General features: G+C 76.1%; 11 protein-coding genes. 4 read left to right on the forward strand and 7 right to left on the reverse strand.

The genetic code is table 11. The annotated features are described in order from the left end of the window. Positions 1–29 precede the first annotated feature (29 nt). Positions 30–5111: a DEAD/DEAH box helicase gene (locus MHY85_RS03445; protein ID WP_239193196.1), complete on the forward strand. Its 5082-nt coding sequence runs from the start codon at positions 30–32 to the stop codon at positions 5109–5111. A gap of 18 nt (positions 5112–5129) precedes the next feature. Next, positions 5130–5939, forward strand: a complete 810-nt coding sequence (locus MHY85_RS03450; RefSeq protein WP_239193198.1) for an Fpg/Nei family DNA glycosylase — start codon at positions 5130–5132, stop codon at positions 5937–5939. A 108-nt stretch (positions 5940–6047) separates the two neighbouring features. Here MHY85_RS03450 and MHY85_RS03455 read toward each other — a convergent pair whose 3' ends face one another. From MHY85_RS03455 to MHY85_RS03470, 4 genes are all read right to left on the reverse strand, one after another. Continuing rightward, complete coding sequence (locus MHY85_RS03455) at positions 6048–6383, reverse strand: helix-turn-helix domain-containing protein (RefSeq protein WP_158373248.1); 336 nt, start codon at positions 6381–6383, stop codon at positions 6048–6050. 215 nt (positions 6384–6598) lie between these two features. Next, positions 6599–7129: a CinA family protein gene (locus MHY85_RS03460; RefSeq protein ID WP_239193200.1), complete on the reverse strand. Its 531-nt coding sequence runs from the start codon at positions 7127–7129 to the stop codon at positions 6599–6601. Continuing rightward, entirely contained in the window at positions 7126–7746 is a 621-nt protein-coding gene (gene pgsA / locus MHY85_RS03465; RefSeq protein WP_239193250.1) for a CDP-diacylglycerol--glycerol-3-phosphate 3-phosphatidyltransferase, read from the reverse strand. Before pgsA ends, MHY85_RS03460 begins: the two co-directional genes overlap by 4 nt. Before the next feature lie 100 nt (positions 7747–7846). After that, positions 7847–10585 carry a DNA translocase FtsK gene (locus MHY85_RS03470; protein ID WP_239193202.1) on the reverse strand — a complete coding sequence of 913 codons (2739 nt, stop codon included), beginning with the start codon at positions 10583–10585 and terminating at the stop codon, positions 7847–7849. 136 nt (positions 10586–10721) lie between these two features. Here MHY85_RS03470 and MHY85_RS03475 point away from each other — a divergent pair, with 136 nt between their 5' ends. Beyond that, positions 10722–11906, forward strand: a complete 1185-nt coding sequence (locus MHY85_RS03475) for a DNA glycosylase AlkZ-like family protein (protein WP_239193204.1) — start codon at positions 10722–10724, stop codon at positions 11904–11906. A 25-nt stretch (positions 11907–11931) separates the two neighbouring features. Here the strand turns inward: MHY85_RS03475 and MHY85_RS03480 are convergent, their stop codons facing one another. After that, on the reverse strand, positions 11932–12261 hold the full coding sequence (locus tag MHY85_RS03480) for a helix-turn-helix domain-containing protein (RefSeq protein ID WP_239193206.1): 330 nt from the start codon (positions 12259–12261) through the stop codon (positions 11932–11934). Between the two features lie 33 nt (positions 12262–12294). Between MHY85_RS03480 and MHY85_RS03485 the strand changes: the two genes are divergently transcribed. Further along, complete coding sequence (locus tag MHY85_RS03485; protein ID WP_239193208.1) at positions 12295–13116, forward strand: NAD(P)H-binding protein; 822 nt, start codon at positions 12295–12297, stop codon at positions 13114–13116. A 68-nt stretch (positions 13117–13184) separates the two neighbouring features. Here MHY85_RS03485 and MHY85_RS03490 read toward each other — a convergent pair whose 3' ends face one another. Both MHY85_RS03490 and dapA read right to left on the reverse strand, forming a co-directional pair. Further along, positions 13185–14870 (reverse strand): ribonuclease J, encoded by a 1686-nt coding sequence (locus MHY85_RS03490; RefSeq protein WP_239193210.1) that lies wholly within the window; start codon positions 14868–14870, stop codon positions 13185–13187. A 12-nt stretch (positions 14871–14882) separates the two neighbouring features. Next, a complete protein-coding gene (gene dapA, locus MHY85_RS03495; RefSeq protein ID WP_239193212.1) occupies positions 14883–15797 on the reverse strand; it encodes a 4-hydroxy-tetrahydrodipicolinate synthase in 915 nt (304 codons plus the stop codon). Between the last annotated feature and the right edge of the window lie 59 nt (positions 15798–15856).

Here is a 15856-nt window from a genome sequence, read left to right on the forward strand (position 1 = left end):
GTGTCGGTGCCGCGCGACAGAATGGCGCGGTGACACCTCCCCCGACCGCCGGCGGCCCCACCGGCGCCGACGTCCTCGGGCGGTTCTCCGGGCCGACGCAGGACTGGTTCCGGGGCGCCTTCGCCGAGCCGACCGCCGCGCAGGCCGGCGCGTGGGACGCGGTGTCCACCGGGCGGCACGCGCTGGTCGTGGCCCCGACCGGGTCCGGCAAGACGCTCGCGGCGTTCCTCTGGGCGCTCGACCGCATCACCGCCGAGCCGGTCGACGCGGACGCGGACCCGCTGCAGCGGTGCCGGGTGCTGTACGTGTCGCCGCTCAAGGCCCTCGCGACCGACGTCGAGCGGAACCTGCGCTCCCCGCTGGTCGGCGTCCGGCAGGCCGCCACCCGCCGCGGGCTGACCCTGCCCGACGTGCAGGTGGGCGTCCGCACCGGCGACACCCCGCCCAACGAGCGGCGGCAGTTCGCGACGAAGCCGCCGGACATCCTCATCACGACCCCCGAGTCGCTGTTCCTCGTGCTCACCTCCGGTGCGCGGGCGGGGCTGTCGGGCGTGCGGACGGTGATCCTGGACGAGATCCACGCGGTCGCCGGGACCAAGCGCGGCGCGCACCTCGCGGTGTCGCTGGAGCGCCTCGACGCGCTGCTCGACCGGCCCGGCGGTCCCGGCCCCGCGCAGCGGATCGGGCTGTCCGCGACCGTCACGCCCGTCGACCGGGTCGCGGCGTTCCTCAGCGGGAGCCGCGCCCCGGCGGACGGCGGCCGCGAGGTGGTCGTCGTGCAGCCGCCGTCGACCAAGGAGATCCGGGTCGACGTCGTCGTCCCCGTGCCCGATCTGACCGACCTGGGCGCCCCGCTGCCCGACGACGGGAGGACCTCCCGCGGCCCGAAGCCCGTCGTCGACGACGAGCTGCCGCCGCTCGCACCGGGCGAGGCCGACCTCACGGGCCAGGCCGCCGGGTCCGGTGCGCCGCGCCCGTCCATCTGGCCGCACGTGGAGGAGCGCGTCGTCGACCTGGTCGCCGACCACCGGTCGACGCTGGTGTTCACCAACTCGCGCCGCGGCGCGGAGCGGCTGACCGCCCGGATGAACGAGGTGTGGGCCGAGCGGCAGGGCGAGGACGTCCCCGACCCCGGCACGCTGTGGGCGGCGCAGGCGAACGCCCAGTCGGGCACCGCGGTCGGCGTCGACGCCCGGGACGCCGACACGATCATCGCCCGCGCGCACCACGGGTCGATGAGCCGCGCGGAGCGCACCCGCACCGAGTCCGAGCTCAAGGCCGGCCGGCTCCCGGCCGTCGTCGCGACCAGCTCGCTCGAGCTCGGCATCGACATGGGCGCGGTGGACCTGGTCGTCCAGGTGGGCGCGCCCCCGTCGGCGGCCAGCGGCCTGCAGCGCATCGGCCGCGCCGGGCACCAGGTCGGCGCGGTGTCGCATGGCGTCGTGTTCCCGACGTTCCGCGGCGACCTCGTCCCCGCGGCCGTCACCGCGCTGCGGATGCGCGCGGGCCAGATCGAGCCGCTGCACGTGCTGACCAACCCGCTCGACGTGCTCGCTCAGCAGGTCGTCGCGATGGTCGCGCAGGAGGACTGGACGGTCGCCGAGCTGGCCGCGGTGGTGCGGCGGTCCGCCCCGTTCGCGACGCTCGGCGACGCGACGTTGCGCGCGGTGCTCGACATGCTCGCCGGCCGCTACCCGAGCGAGGAGTTCGCCGAGCTGCGGCCCCGCATCCTGTGGGACCGGGCGACCGACGTGCTCAGCGCCCGACCCGGCGCGCTCCGGCTGGCCGTGACCAGCGGCGGCACGATCCCCGACCGGGGCCTGTACGGCGTGTTCCTGGCGTCGGGCTCGGAGACCGCCGACGTCCCCGTCGACCCCGAGCGCTCCGGCGGGCGGACCCGCGGCGGCAAGCGGGTCGGCGAGCTCGACGAGGAGATGGTCTACGAGTCGCGCGTCGGCGACACCTTCACGCTGGGATCCAGCACCTGGCGGATCGAGGACATCACCCCCGACCGCGTCCTCGTGACGCCGGCCCCGGGCGTCCCCGGGCGGCTGCCGTTCTGGAAGGGCGACTCGCAGGGCCGGCCCGCGTCGCTCGGGCGTGCGATGGGCGCGTGGGCGCGCGAGGTCGCGGACCTGCCGGACGCCGACGCGCGCGAGCGGGTGGGCGCCGCCGGGCTGGACCCCTGGGCCGCCGACAACCTGCTCGGCTACCTGCGCGAGCAGCGCGACGCCACCGGGGTGCTGCCCAGCGACGTCACCGTCGTGGTCGAGCGGTTCCGCGACGAGCTCGGCGACTGGCGGGTGGTCGTGCACTCGCCGTACGGCGCGCGCGTGCACGCGCCGTGGGCGCTCGTGCTCGGCGCGCGGCTGCGCGAGCGGTTCGGCGTCGACGCGGCGGCCATGCACGCCGACGACGGCATCGTGCTGCGGCTGCCCGACATGCTGGCCGCGACCGCGGACCCCGTGGGCGACCTGCTCGGCTGGACCGCGCCCGACGCGTGGTCGGCCGACGGCTCGCCGGAGAGCCCCGGCGGCCTGACCGACGCCGCCCCGGTCGACGCCGCGGACCTGCTCATCGAGCCCGACGAGGTGGCCGACGCCGTCCGCGAGGAGCTCGGCGGCTCCGCGATGTTCGGCGCCCGGTTCCGCGAGGCCGCCGCCCGCGCGCTGCTGCTCCCCCGCCGCCGGCCCGACCGCCGGCAGCCGCTGTGGCAGCAGCGGCAGCGCTCGGCGCAGCTGCTGAGCGTCGCGTCCCGGTACCCGGACTTCCCGATCCTGCTCGAGGCCGTGCGCGAGTGCCTGCAGGACGACTTCGACATCGACGCGCTGGTCGAGCTCATGCGCGACGTGTCCGCCGGGCGGGTGCGGGTGGTCGAGGTGACGACCACCCGGCCCTCGCCGTTCGCCCAGTCGCTGCTGTTCGGCTACACCGCGCAGTTCCTGTACGACGGCGACGCCCCGCTGGCCGAGCGCCGGGCCGCGGCGCTCACGCTCGACCCGACGCTGCTGGACGAGCTGCTGGGCGGTGGTGGCGGGTCGCAGATCGCCGACCTGCTCGACCCCGACGCCGTGGTCCGCACCGAGGCCGAGCTCACCGCCACCGACCCCGACCGGCAGGCGCGCACCGCGGAGCAGGTCGCCGACGTGCTCCGCCGGCACGGGCCGCTGCCGCTGGCGGGCGTCGAGGACCGCACCCGCGAGGACGTGCGCGACGACGTGGCCGGCTGGCTGGCCGACCTGGAGCACGCGCGCCGGATCATCCGGGTGCGGATCTCGGGCCTCCCGCCCGCCGACGCGGAGCAGTGGGCCGCCGTCGAGGACGCCGGCCGGCTGCGCGACGCGCTCGGCGTGGCGCTGCCCGTCGGCGTGCCCGAGGTGTTCACCGAGGTGCTGCCCGACCCGCTCGGCGACCTGATGCGCCGGCACGCCCGGACCCACGGCCCGTTCACCGCCGCGCAGGTCGCGGCCCGGTTCGGCCTCGGTACCGCCGTGGTGCAGGCGGCGCTGCGGCCGCTGGAGCGGGCGGGCGTCGTCGTGCAGGGGCGGCTGCGGCCGGACGCGCTCGGCGGTGTCGGCGACGAGTACTGCGACGCGGACGTGCTGCGGACGCTCCGCCGGCGGTCGCTCGCGGCGCTGCGGTCCGAGGTCGAGCCGGTGCCGCAGGTGGCGCTGGGCCGGTTCCTGCCCGCGTGGCAGCACGCGATCGGGCGGTCCGCGCCGGGCGCGCTGCGGGGCGTGGACGGGCTGGCGCGCGCGGTCGAGCAGCTCGCGGGCGCCGTCGTGCCCGCCTCCGCCCTGGAGTCGCTGGTGCTGCCCGCGCGGGTGCCCGACTACAGCCCGGCGCTGCTGGACGAGCTCACCGCGTCCGGCGAGGTGCTGTGGGCCGGGCACGGCACGCTCCCCGGCAAGGACGGGCTGGTCAGCCTGCACCTCGCCGCGACCGCCGACCTCACGCTGCCGCTGCTGACCCCGCCGGGGTCCGAGCCGGCGCCCGCGCCGGAGCACCTGGACACGCCGCTGCACCGCGCGCTGGTCGAGGCGCTGCGGGGCGGCGGGGCGTACTTCGTCGGCGCCCTGGGCGCCCGGGTCGCGGAGGCGCTGCCCGAGTCGCCGCCGTCGCAGGCCGCGCTGGTCGACGCGCTCTGGGACCTGGTGTGGGCCGGGCTCGTCACCAACGACGGGCTGGCGCCGCTGCGCGCCCGGCTCGCCGGCGGGAAGACGACCCACCGGACGACGGCGTCCGCGCCCCCGTCCCGGGCCCGGCAGCTCACCATGGGCGGTGGCCGGTTCGGCGGGCGGCCGAGCCTGCGCGGCAGCGGGCTCGGCCTGCGCGGGGCGGGGCTCGCGGGCGGCGGCCTGGGCGGTCTCGGCGGCGGGCTCGCGACCACCGCGGGCGAGGCGGGCGGACGGTGGTCGATGCTCCCGTCCCGCGAGCAGGACCCCACCCGCCGCGCGCACGCCCTGGCGGCCCAGCTGCTCGACCGGCACGGCGTCCTGACCCGCGCCGTCGCCCCGGCCGAGGGCGTCGCCGGGCAGTTCGCGCCGGTGTACCGGGTGCTCGCGGCGCTCGAGCAGCAGGGGCAGGTCCGGCGCGGCTACTTCGTCGAGCACCTGGGCGGTTCCCAGTTCGCCCTGCCCGGGGCCGTCGACCAGATCCGCGCGGAGGCCCGGCAGATCGAGCGGATCGCCGAGCAGTCGGTGCCCGCGGACGCCGACCGCGCCGTGGTGCTGCTCGCGGCGACGGACCCCGCGAACCCGTACGGCGCCGCGCTCGCGTGGCCGGTCCGCACCGACGCGCCCACCGGCCACCGGCCGGGCCGGAAGGCGGGCGCGGTGGTGGTGCTGGTGGACGGCGTGCTCGCGCTCTACCTGGAGCGCGGCGGGCGCACGGTCCTGACCTTCTCCGAGGACGAGACGGTGCTCCGGCTGGCGACCGCGCGCCTGGCCGAGACGGTCCGCGAGGGACGGCTGGGCCGGATCACGCTGGTGCGGGCCGACGGTGAGGAGCTGCTGTCCGGGGGACTGGAGACGACGGCGCTGGGCCGGGCGCTGGCGCTGGCGGACTTCGCGCCGACGCCGCGGGGCATCCGGCTGCGGAGCGCCCGGTGACCCGGGCGGTGACGGCCGGTGCCTGAGGGCGACATCCTGGCCCGCACCGCGCGGCGGCTCGACGAGGCCCTCGCGGGGCGCGTCCTGGTGCGCGGCGACCTGCGCTGGCCGACCGCCGCGACCGTCGACCTGGTCGGGCGCACGGTGCTCGGCACGGCGTCGTACGGCAAGCACCTGCTCACCCGGTTCGACGACGGCCGCACGCTGCACACCCACCTGCGGATGGACGGGTCCTGGCGGATCGCCCGGACCGGTTCCCCCGGCGCCCGGGCCGCTGCGCCGCACGTCCGGGCGGTCCTCGCGAACGAGACGTGGACCGCCGTCGGCGAGCTCATCGGGATGCTCGACGTCGTGCCCACCCGGGACGAGCACACCCTCATCGGGCACCTGGGCCCGGACCTGCTCGCCGACGACTTCGAGACCGCCGGGCTGCCCGAGGCGCTGCGCCGGTGGGCCGCGCGCGGAGCGACGCCCGTGTGCGAGGTGCTGCTCGACCAGACGGTCGTCGCCGGCATCGGCACGATCTACATGGCGGACTCGTTGTTCCTCGAGAAGATCTGGCCGTGGACGCCCGCGGACGAGGTGGTCGACCCCGCCCGGCTGCTCCGGGTGGCGCGGGCGATCATGCAGCGGTCGGTCGGGTCGTCGTCGCCGTCGACCACCGGCGAGGTGTACCGCGGCCGGGAGACCTGGGTGCACGGCCGGCTGAAGGAGCCGTGCCGGCGGTGCGGGGCGCCGGTCCGCCGGGGCCTGGCGGGCCACCCGCCGACGGAGCGGCCCGCGTACTTCTGCGGCGTCTGCCAGCGCCCGGCGGCCCCGGCGGCCTGACCCGTGCGCCCCGCCGCTCCCCGGACGCGACGACGCCCGGTCGTCCCCGCCGAGCGAACGGGCGGGACGACCGGGCGTCGTCGGTGTCGGGGTGGGTGTTCCCCGCGGTCAGCCGACCGGGGTGAGCTCCGGGCGTCGACGCCAGGTGCTGTCCTGGCCGCCCAGCGCAGAGGCCAGGTCGACGGGGACGGTGTCGGGGATCAGCAGACCCTCGGCGACGGCGATGCGGTCGCTCACCTCGCGCAGCACGAGCGACATGGGCACGTCGAGCGCCTCGCAGATGCTCGCGAGCAGCTCCGACGACGCCTCCTTCTGACCCCGCTCGACCTCGCTGAGGTAGCCCAGCGACACCCGGGCGGCGGAGGACACCTCGCGCAGGGTGCGTCCCTGCCGCTGGCGGGCATCCCGCAGCACGTCACCGATCTCTCGGCGCAACACGACCATCTGGCGTCCCCCTCTCATGTCCCGATCCTGCTCCTGCCGCGCGGCCGGCGCGCCCTGCGGGGCGGTCCGGACGAGCGCGGCACCCTTGTGGCCCCGCGTGGGGAGGCTCCCACCGTACATGTCGCCGCCACGACGGGCAGCGGCGGGACGGCTGGTGGGCCTGGTGTTCATCACGATCTGCACAACGCGTGCACGACCGCGCGTGTTCCCGGGGGTCAGGAGGCGACGGCGGGACGCACCGCGGACAGGGCCTCGGCGAGCACGGCGGCGCAGGTCGCGGCGCGGACGGCGGCCCGGTCGCCGGGCAGGGACAGGGTGCGGACGACCGTGCCCTCCGGGGTCGCGACGGCCACGTGCACCGTCCCGGGGGCGAACCCGTCCTGGGGGTCGGGGCCGGCCACGCCGGTCGTCCCGAGGCCGACGTCGGCCCCGAGCAGGCCGCGCACGCGCTCGGCCATCTGCCGGGCGACGTCGGGGTGCACCGCCCCGTGCGCGGCCAGCAGGTCGGCGTCCACGCCCAGCACCGACCCCTTGACGTCGGTGGCGTACGCGACGACCCCGCCGCGCACCGACCGGGAGGCGCCGGGCACGTCGACCAGGGTGGCCGCGACCTGGCCGCCGGTCAGGGACTCGGCGGTCGCGACGGACCAGCCCCGCTCGCGCAGGGCGGTCAGGAGGGCGGCGGCGGGCTCCCCCGCGCCCGGGGCGCCGACGGGACCGCCCGCCGGGTCGGTGCCCGCCGTCACGCCGGGTCGCCGTGCGGCGACGTCGTCCCGGTCGCCGCGGCGTGCCGGGTGGCCTCGGGGCTCGCCCCGGAGGCGTGCTCCCGGTGCACCCGGACCGCCGTGCGGACGTAGTCGGCGCCGGTCACCAGCGTCACCACGACCGCGGCCCCCATGAGCACGCTCGCGACCACGAGCACCGCGGTCGGCAGCTCGGACAGCGGCAGCAGGAACAGCCCGACGGCGACCGACTGCAGCACGGTCTTGATCTTCCCGCCGCGCGAGGCGGGCAGCACCAGGTACCGCAGCAGGAAGAACCGCATCACGGTGATGCCGATCTCCCGCACCAGGATCGCGGCGGTCACCCACCAGCTCAGGTCGCCGATCCAGGACAGCCCGACCAGCGCGGTGCCGATGAGGGCCTTGTCGGCGATCGGGTCGAGCAGCTTGCCGAGGTCCGTGACCAGGCCGAGCCGCCGGGCCAGGTAGCCGTCGAGCCGGTCGGTGGCGGCGGCGAGCGCGAAGATGCCGGCGGCCACGAGCCGCCACCGCGGGTCGTCCCCGCCGTCGACCAGCAGGGCCCAGGCGAAGAACGGCACGACGGCGATGCGCAGCACCGTCACGACGTTGGCGACGTTCATCGGCGAAGGGCGGCTCACCCGGACAGCCTACGGGCAGCGGGCGCGGAGCACGGCCCACGGCGCGGGACCGACGCGGCACCCACCGGGCCGCCGGCGGCCGTCAGCGCAGGTCGTCCGCGTCGTCGAAGTAGTCGACGGCCTCGGGCGGCTCGCCCGGCATCCGGCCCTCGGGCGCGGCGTACCGGTCGTCGGCCGCCGCCGGCGCCCCGCCCCCGGACCCGCCGGGCTCCGGCTCGCCGCGCAGCATCGCGAGCGTCCCCGGCAGGTCGTCGGGCTGCACGAGCACCTCGCGCGCCTTCGACCCCTCGGACGGCCCGACGATCTCGCGGGACTCGAGCAGGTCCATCAGGCGGCCTGCCTTGGCGAACCCGACCCGCAGCTTGCGCTGCAGCATCGAGGTCGAGCCGAACTGCGAGGTGACGACGAGCTCCGCGGCCTGCAGCAGCAGGTCGAGGTCGTCGCCGATGTCCTCGTCCACCTGCTTCTTGGCGGCCGTGACGGCGACGTCCTCGCGGTAGACCGGCTTCAGCTGCTGCTTCACGTGCGCGACGACGGCGTGGATCTCCGACTCGGACACCCAGGCGCCCTGGGTGCGCATCGGCTTGGCGGCGCCCATCGGCAGGAACAGGGCGTCGCCCTGGCCGATCAGCTTCTCGGCGCCGGGCTGGTCGAGCACGACGCGCGAGTCGGTGAGCGAGGAGGTCGCGAACGCCAGGCGGGACGGCACGTTGGCCTTGATCAGGCCGGTGACGACGTCGACCGACGGGCGCTGGGTCGCGAGCACCAGGTGGATGCCGGCGGCGCGCGCGAGCTGCGTGATGCGCTGGATCGACGCTTCGACGTCGCGCGGGGCGACCATCATGAGGTCGGCGAGCTCGTCGACGATCACCAGCAGGTACGGGTACGGCGCGATCTTGCGCTCGGAGCCGGGCAGCGGCTTGACCTTGCCGGCCTTCACGGCGACGTTGAAGTCGTCGATGTGCTTGAAGCCGAACATCGCGAGGTCGTCGTACCGCGCCTCCATCTCCCGCACCACCCACTCGAGGGCCTCGGCGGCCTTCTTCGGGTTGGTGATGATCGGGGTGATGAGGTGCGGGATGCCCTCGTAGATCGTGAGCTCGACGCGCTTGGGGTCGACCAGCACCATGCGCACCTGGTCGGGCGTCGCGCGCATGAGGATCGACACGATCATTGAGTTGACGAACGACGACTTGCCGGCGCCGGTGGCGCCCGCGACCAGCATGTGCGGCATCTTGGCGAGGTTCGCGGTGACGTAGCCGCCCTCGACGTCCTTGCCGACGCCGATCACCATGGGGTGCTCGGAGCGGCGCGCCGCGGACGACCGGAGCACGTCGCCGAGCGACACGGTCTCGCGGTCGGTGTTCGGGATCTCGATGCCGATGGCGGACTTGCCGGGGATCGGCGACAGGATGCGCACGTCCGCCGACGCCACCGCGTAGGCGATGTTCTTGGACAGCGCCGTGACGCGCTCGACCTTGACGCCCTTGCCGAGCTCGACCTCGTACCGGGTGACGGTCGGACCGCGCGTGAACCCGGTGACCTGGGCGTCGATCTCGAAGTTCTCCAGCACGCTCGTCAGCGCCTCGACCACGCGGTCGTTGGCGGCGGAGCGGACCTTGTGCGGCTGGCCCTTCGCGAGGGCGTTCTCGTCCGGCAGCGTGTACAGCACGTCGCCGCCGAGCATCGGCTGCTCCCCGCGCGGCACGCCGGTGGTGGGCGGCGCGACGGGGTCCGGCCGGGCCGCGGGGGCCTCGGCGGCGGCGGACGCGGCGCCCACCGCCGTGACGGCCTGCGTCGGGGCGGTGCTGGGGGAGACCTCGTCCTCGGCGTCGGCCGCGTCGAGGAGCGCGGTCGCGTCCTCCTCCTCGCGGCGCATCCGCTCGACGTACGCGGCGCGCTCGAAGGCCTCGTCGCCGGCGTACCCGTCCAGGGCCGGGTCGACGTCGGGGTCGGCCGCGGCGCGCTTCTTGAGGCGGTCCATGAGCGTGCGGCGCGACGGCTTGGCCGGGGGCTCGTCGACCGCCGTGTGCCCCGCGTTGATGACCAGCGGGGCGTCGTCGTCCTCGACCTCGGCGTCGTCCTCGCGGTGGTTGCCCGTCAGGCGGTCGTACAGCGCGCGCAGCCGGGGGCCGATCTGGTTCACCGGCGTGGCGGTGACGACCAGCACGCCGAAGAACGCGAGCAGCACCAGCAGCGGCACGGTGGCCCAGACGGTCACGAGGCTGACCAGCGGCGTGCCGACCAGGTAGCCGACGATGCCGCCCGCGTCGCGGACCGCCTCGAAGCCGCCGGACGGGGCGGGCAGGTCCTGCTGCACGTGCACCAGCCCGCAGGCCGCGAGCGTGATCGCGGTGACGCCGATGCCGATCCGGGAGTTCGCCTGGTTGCGGTCGGGATGCCGCATCAGCCGGACGGCGATGCCGACCAGCGCGACCGGCACCGCCGCGGCGACCCGGCCGAAGGTCCCGGCGACGACGACGTGCACGGCGTCGCCCGCCATGCCCTCCAGGCCCCACCACTCGCGGGCGGCGACGACGATCGCCAGGGCGATCAGGAAGAAGGCGGCACCGTCGCGGCGCAGGGCCGGGTCGAGGTCGCGCGCGCCGTGGCCGACCCGGCGCGCCGCGCCGCCGACGACGTGCGCGCAGCCCATCCAGATGCCGCGGACGATGCGGATCGGCAGGGCGGGGCGCGGCGGGGGCGGCGGCGCCTTGGCGGAGCCGCGGGAGCCGGGCGCGCGCGCCGCCGGTGCCGCGGCGCGGGCGCGCGACGACGGCGCAGCCGCACGGGTGGCGGTGGAGGACGGACGGGCGGCCATGATCCTCACGGTAGCGGGCACGCGGCAGCTGGGCCGGGAGCCCGCGCCGGTGCGGTGCGTGTCGGTGACGCGCGGCACAGCGGCGGTGTCCGGCGCGGGGGTGCCGCGTGTCCGTGCCGGGTGGGACGCTCGGCGCATGTCCGACCGCGTCACCGCCGACCAGGTCCGCCGGTACCGCGTCCGCGCGCAGCAGCTCGACCGGGGGCCCGACGCCGCGCGCGCCGTCACCGACGCCGCCGTGCTCGACGCGGGCGTGCAGGACACCGGGCCGGACGGGGCGCTGTGGGCGCTCGCCCTGCGCGGCGTGCCGGTGTCGGCCCGCGCGTGGCCGGACGACCTCGCGATGGCGTGGAGCGTCCGCGGCGCCCCGCACGCGTACCGCCGCGCGGACCTGCCCGCCGTGCAGCGCGCCCTGCGGCCGTACTCGGACGCGGACGCGGGCAGGCGGATCTACGACGCGGCCAAGCCGCTGCGCGCCGCCGGCATCCGGCCGGTCGACGCGCTCGCGCGGGTCGCCCGCACGATGCGCGAGGTCGTCGTGGAGCCCACGAGCAAGGAGGCGCTGTCCACCCGGATGACCGCCGAGCTGGACGAGCCGTACCTGCGCTGGTGCCGGCCGTGCGGGGCGACCCACATGTTCGAGATGCCGTTCCGGCTCGGCGCCCTGCACGCCGGGCTGGAGCTGGAGCCCGGCACCTCTCCCCCGGTGCTCCGCCGGTCGCCGGGCTTCCCGGCCGGCCAGATCGGCGCCGTGGACCGGGACCAGGGCACGGCCGGGCCGCAGGACGGCGGCGGGGACGACGACGCCACCGACGACGACGGACCGCACGACCTCGTCCGCGGCGTGCTGCACCTGCTCGGCCCCACGACGCCGAAGGACGTGGCGGCGTTCCTCGACGCGCCAGTGGCCGACGTCACGCGGCGGTGGCCGGCCGCCGCCGTCCCGGTGGAGGTGGACGGGGCGCCGGCGTCGGTGCTCGCCGGGGACCTGCCCGCGCTGCTCGCGGCGGCCGGCCCTCCCGGCGACGACGACGGCCCCGTCGTGCGGCTGCTCGGCCCCTACGACCTGTTCCTCCAGGCCCGTGACCGGCACGTCCTCGTCCCCGACCCGGCCCGCGCGAAGGCGCTGTGGCCCGTGCTGGGCCGCCCGGGCGCGGTGCTCGCGGGCGGGGAGGTCGTCGGCACGTGGCGCCCGCGGTCCCGGGGCCGGCGGCTGGCGCTCGAGCTCGACCCGTGGGTGCCGTGGGACGCGCGACTCCGACGCGCGGTCGCCGCGCAGCACGAGCGCCTGGCCGCCTTCCGCGGCGCCGACCCGGCCTGAACACGTGCGCTCGCGCCGGCCCCGGTCAGCGCAGCTCGTTGTCCGGGTGCGCGCGGTCGTAGGTCGCGCGGGCCTCGGCGATCCCCTGGCGGTGCTCCGTCGACCAGTCGACGAGCGCCCGGACCAGGTGCGTCAGGCTGGCGCCCGACTCGGTGAGACGGTAGTCGACCTCGGCCGGCACCGTCGGGTAGACGGTGCGCACCAGGAGTCCGTCCCGCTCGAGCCGTCGCACCGTGAGCGTGAGCATCCGCTGAGAGATCCCGGTCAGCGCGCGTTGCAGCTCGCGGAACCGGCGGGGTCCGCCGGCGAGCTCCACGACGACGAGGGCCGGGTCCCACGATCGTCGCGCTCGCATCCAGTGGAACCACGACGGGGAGACCGAACGATCATGATCCTGGTGACCGGAGCGCACGGAGCGCTCGCCTCGACCATCCTCGCAGAGCTCGACGCGCGCGGGGTGCCCGCTGTCGGCGGCACCCGCACCCCGGCGGCAGGACAGCGGTACGTCGACTTCGACGATCCGGCACGTCTCGACCTCGGCGGCACCGACGTCCTGGTGCTCGTGTCCGCGGGGTATGCGGAGGACGACCGGGTGGTCGCGCGGCACCGGGCGGTTCTCGACGCGGCTCGCCGCGACGGTGTGCGGTCCGTCGTGTACACGAGCGTGACCACGGGCGGGGACCATCTGGCGTTCGCGCTCGCGCACCGCGTGACGGAGCGGATGCTCAGGGACAGCGGCCTCGCCTGGACGATCCTGCGCAACGGGTTGTACGCCGAGCTCTTCGGCGCTCTGCTCCGGTGGTCCGCCGACGGGCTCGAGTCGGCGTTCGGAACCGGCTCGCTCGCAGCGGTCACCCGCGCCGACCTCGCGGCGGCAGCAGCGTCGGTCGCTGCGGCACCGCGCTCCCACACCAGCCGGACGTACGACCTCGTCGGCGTGCCGGTGACGGCGACCGACGTCGCGGACCATCTCGGCGTCGTGCACCGGACCATCGGGCTCGGGGAGTACCGGGACCGCTTGCTCGCGGACCCGCTTCTTCTGCCGTTCCAGCCGCCGATGCTGCACTCGATCGCGAGCGCGGTTCGGCACGGCGTGCTGTCCGGCACGGGGCCCGACCTCGCAGGCTTGCTCGGCCGCGCGGCCACGGACCCGCTGCCCTTCGCCGTCGCCGCAGCGACGGCCGGCCGGGCGGTGTCGGCACGGCCGTGAGAAGCCCGCACGCCGCCGACCCGGGAAGGTCGGCGGCGTGCGGTGGTCCGGGGTGGAGCGGCGACCGGTCAGGCCTCCACGACCACCGGGATGATCATCGGCCGACGGCGCAGCCGGTTGGACGCCCAGCGCCCGACCACGCGCCGCACCACCTGCTGCAGCTGCTGGGTGTCCACGGCCCCGCCGCGCGACGCGTCCTCGAGGGCCGCGGTGACGTCCGGCACGATCGCGTCGAACACGGAGTCGTCCTCGGCCACGCCGCGGGCGAGGATCTGCGGCTTCCCGAGCACCTTGCCGTCGGTGGAGCTGATGACGGCGAAGATCGAGATGAAGCCCTCGTCGCCGAGGATCCGGCGGTCCTTGAGGTCGGCCTCGGTGATGCCGCCGACGCTGGAGCCGTCGACGAACACGTACCCGCACGGCACGGCGCCCACGACCGACGCCCGCCCGTCGACGAGGTCCACGACCACGCCGTCCTCGGCGAGCACCACGCGGTCGGCCGGGACGCCCGACTTCACGGCGAGCGCCCCGTTGGCGACCAGGTGCCGGACCTCGCCGTGCACCGGCATGACGTTGCGCGGCCGGAGGATGTTGTAGCAGTACAGGAGCTCGCCGGCGCTGGCGTGGCCGGAGACGTGCACCTTGGCGTTGCCGCCGTGCACGACGCGCGCGCCGAGCCGGGTCAGGCCGTTGATGACGCGGTACACCGCGTTCTCGTTCCCGGGGATCAGCGACGAGGCGAGGATGACGGTGTCGCCGGGGCCGACCGAGATCTTGTGGTCGTTGTTGGCGATCCGGGACAGCGCGGCCATCGGCTCGCCCTGGGAGCCGGTGCACATGAGCACGAGCTCGTCGTCCCGGACGTCGTCCAGGCGCTTGGCGTCCACCAGCACGCCGTCCGGCACCTTGAGGTAGCCGAGCTCGGCGGCGATCGTCATGTTCCGGATCATCGACCGGCCGACCAGGGCGACCTTGCGCTCGTGCGCGGCGGCGGCGTCCAGCACCTGCTGCACGCGGTGCACGTGCGAGGAGAATGACGCGACGACGATCTTGCGCGCGGAGGTGGCGAACACGTTGTCCAGCACCGGGCCGATCTCGCGCTCGGGGCTGACGAAGCCCGGCACCTCGGCGTTGGTGGAGTCGACCATGAACAGGTCGACGCCCTTCTCCCCCAGCCGCGCGAACGCGCGCAGGTCGGTGATCCGGCCGTCCAGCGGGAGCTGGTCCATCTTGAAGTCGCCGGTGTGCAGCACGGTGCCGGCGCCGGTGGTGACCGCGACCGCCAGCGCGTCCGGGATCGAGTGGTTCACCGCGACGAACTCGCAGGAGAACGCGCCGATCTGCTCGGTCTGGCCCTCCTTGACCGCGTGGGTCAGCGGGGTGATCCGGTGCTCCTTGAGCTTGGCCTCGACGAACGCGAGGGTCAGCTGCGAGCCGATCAGCGGGATGTCCTGGCGCAGGCGCAGCAGGTACGGGACGGCGCCGATGTGGTCCTCGTGCCCGTGGGTGAGGACGATGCCGTCCACGTCCGCCATGCGGTCGGCGATGTAGCTGAAGTCCGGCAGGATCAGGTCGACGCCGGGCTGGTGGTCCTCGGGGAACAGGACGCCGCAGTCGATGATGAGCAGGCGGCCGCCGTACTCGAGGACGGCCATGTTGCGGCCGACCTCGCCGAGCCCGCCGAGGGCCACGATGCGCAGTCCCCCTTCGGGCAGGGCGGGGGGCAGGTCGAGGTCGGGGTGCGGGTGGGACATGCTTCTCCTGTGCTAGGCGGACAGGGCGTCGACCATGCCCGCGGCAGCCAGGCCCGCGCGCACCGCCTCGACGTCCTCGTCCGACGCGGCGACGTTGGGCAGCCGCAGGTGTCGGGACGGGATCAGGCCGAGGGACCAGACGGCGGCCTTGGCCGCGACCGCCTGGAAACCCCGGCCGTTGAGCGCGTCGATCGCCGGTGCGATCGACAGGAAGATCTCGAGCGCGCGGGCGTGGTCGCCCGCGTCGTGGGCCGCGGTGAGCGCGGCGAGCTGCGGGCCGGCGACGTGGCCGACCACGCTGACGATGCCGGCGGCGCCGTGCGCCAGGAACGGCAGGTAGAGCGAGTCGTCGCCGGAGTACCAGGCGAGCCCGGTCGCCGACGCGGCCTTCGCGGCGGCGTACAGGTCGCCGGTGGCGTCCTTCATCGCGACGACGCGGTCGTGCCGCGCGAGCTCGACCAGCGTCTCGTGCGCGAACCGCACGCCGGTGCGGCCGGGGACGTCGTAGAGCATGACCGGCAGCGGCGTCGCGTCGGCCACGGCGGTGACGTGCGCGACCAGGCCGGGCTGGGACGGGCGGGAGTAGTAGGGCGCGACGACCAGCAGGCCGTCGGCGCCGGCCTCGGCGGCCTGCTCGGCCATCCGGACGGCGTGCAGGGTGTCGTTCGACCCGGCGCCGGCGACGACCGTCGCCCGGTCGCCCACGGCGGCGACGACCGCCTGCACCACCTCGGCCTTCTCGGGCGCGTGCGTGGTGGGCGACTCCCCCGTGGTGCCGTTGAGCACCAGGCCGTCGTGCCCGTGGTCCACGAGGTGCGTGGCGAGGGAGACGGCGGCGTCGAGGTCGACCGAGCCGTCCTCCCGCATGGGCGTCACCATCGCGGTGAGCACCGCGCCGAAGGGACGCGACGGGGTGGCGGGGAGCATGGCCTCCACGGTACCGCCCCGCGCCGGGGCCGGTCGCACCCGTCCGGGGCGGACCGGCC

Source organism: Cellulomonas sp. ACRRI (assembly GCF_022346185.1).
GTDB lineage: Bacteria > Actinomycetota > Actinomycetes > Actinomycetales > Cellulomonadaceae > Cellulomonas.

Excerpts from the sequence above, each read along its gene's own strand:
- MHY85_RS03470 (WP_239193202.1), bottom strand. The coding sequence starts at position 10,585 with ATGGCCGCCCGTCCGTCCTCCACCGCCACCCGTGCGGCTGCGCCGTCG.
- MHY85_RS03480 (WP_239193206.1), bottom strand. The coding sequence starts at position 12,261 with ATGCGAGCGCGACGATCGTGGGACCCGGCCCTCGTCGTCGTGGAGCTC.
- pgsA (WP_239193250.1), bottom strand. The coding sequence starts at position 7,746 with ATGAACGTCGCCAACGTCGTGACGGTGCTGCGCATCGCCGTCGTGCCG.
- MHY85_RS03485 (WP_239193208.1), top strand. The coding sequence starts at position 12,295 with ATGATCCTGGTGACCGGAGCGCACGGAGCGCTCGCCTCGACCATCCTC.
- MHY85_RS03455 (WP_158373248.1), bottom strand. The coding sequence starts at position 6,383 with ATGGTCGTGTTGCGCCGAGAGATCGGTGACGTGCTGCGGGATGCCCGC.
- MHY85_RS03490 (WP_239193210.1), bottom strand. The coding sequence starts at position 14,870 with ATGTCCCACCCGCACCCCGACCTCGACCTGCCCCCCGCCCTGCCCGAA.
- dapA (WP_239193212.1), bottom strand. The coding sequence starts at position 15,797 with ATGCTCCCCGCCACCCCGTCGCGTCCCTTCGGCGCGGTGCTCACCGCG.
- MHY85_RS03475 (WP_239193204.1), top strand. The coding sequence starts at position 10,722 with ATGTCCGACCGCGTCACCGCCGACCAGGTCCGCCGGTACCGCGTCCGC.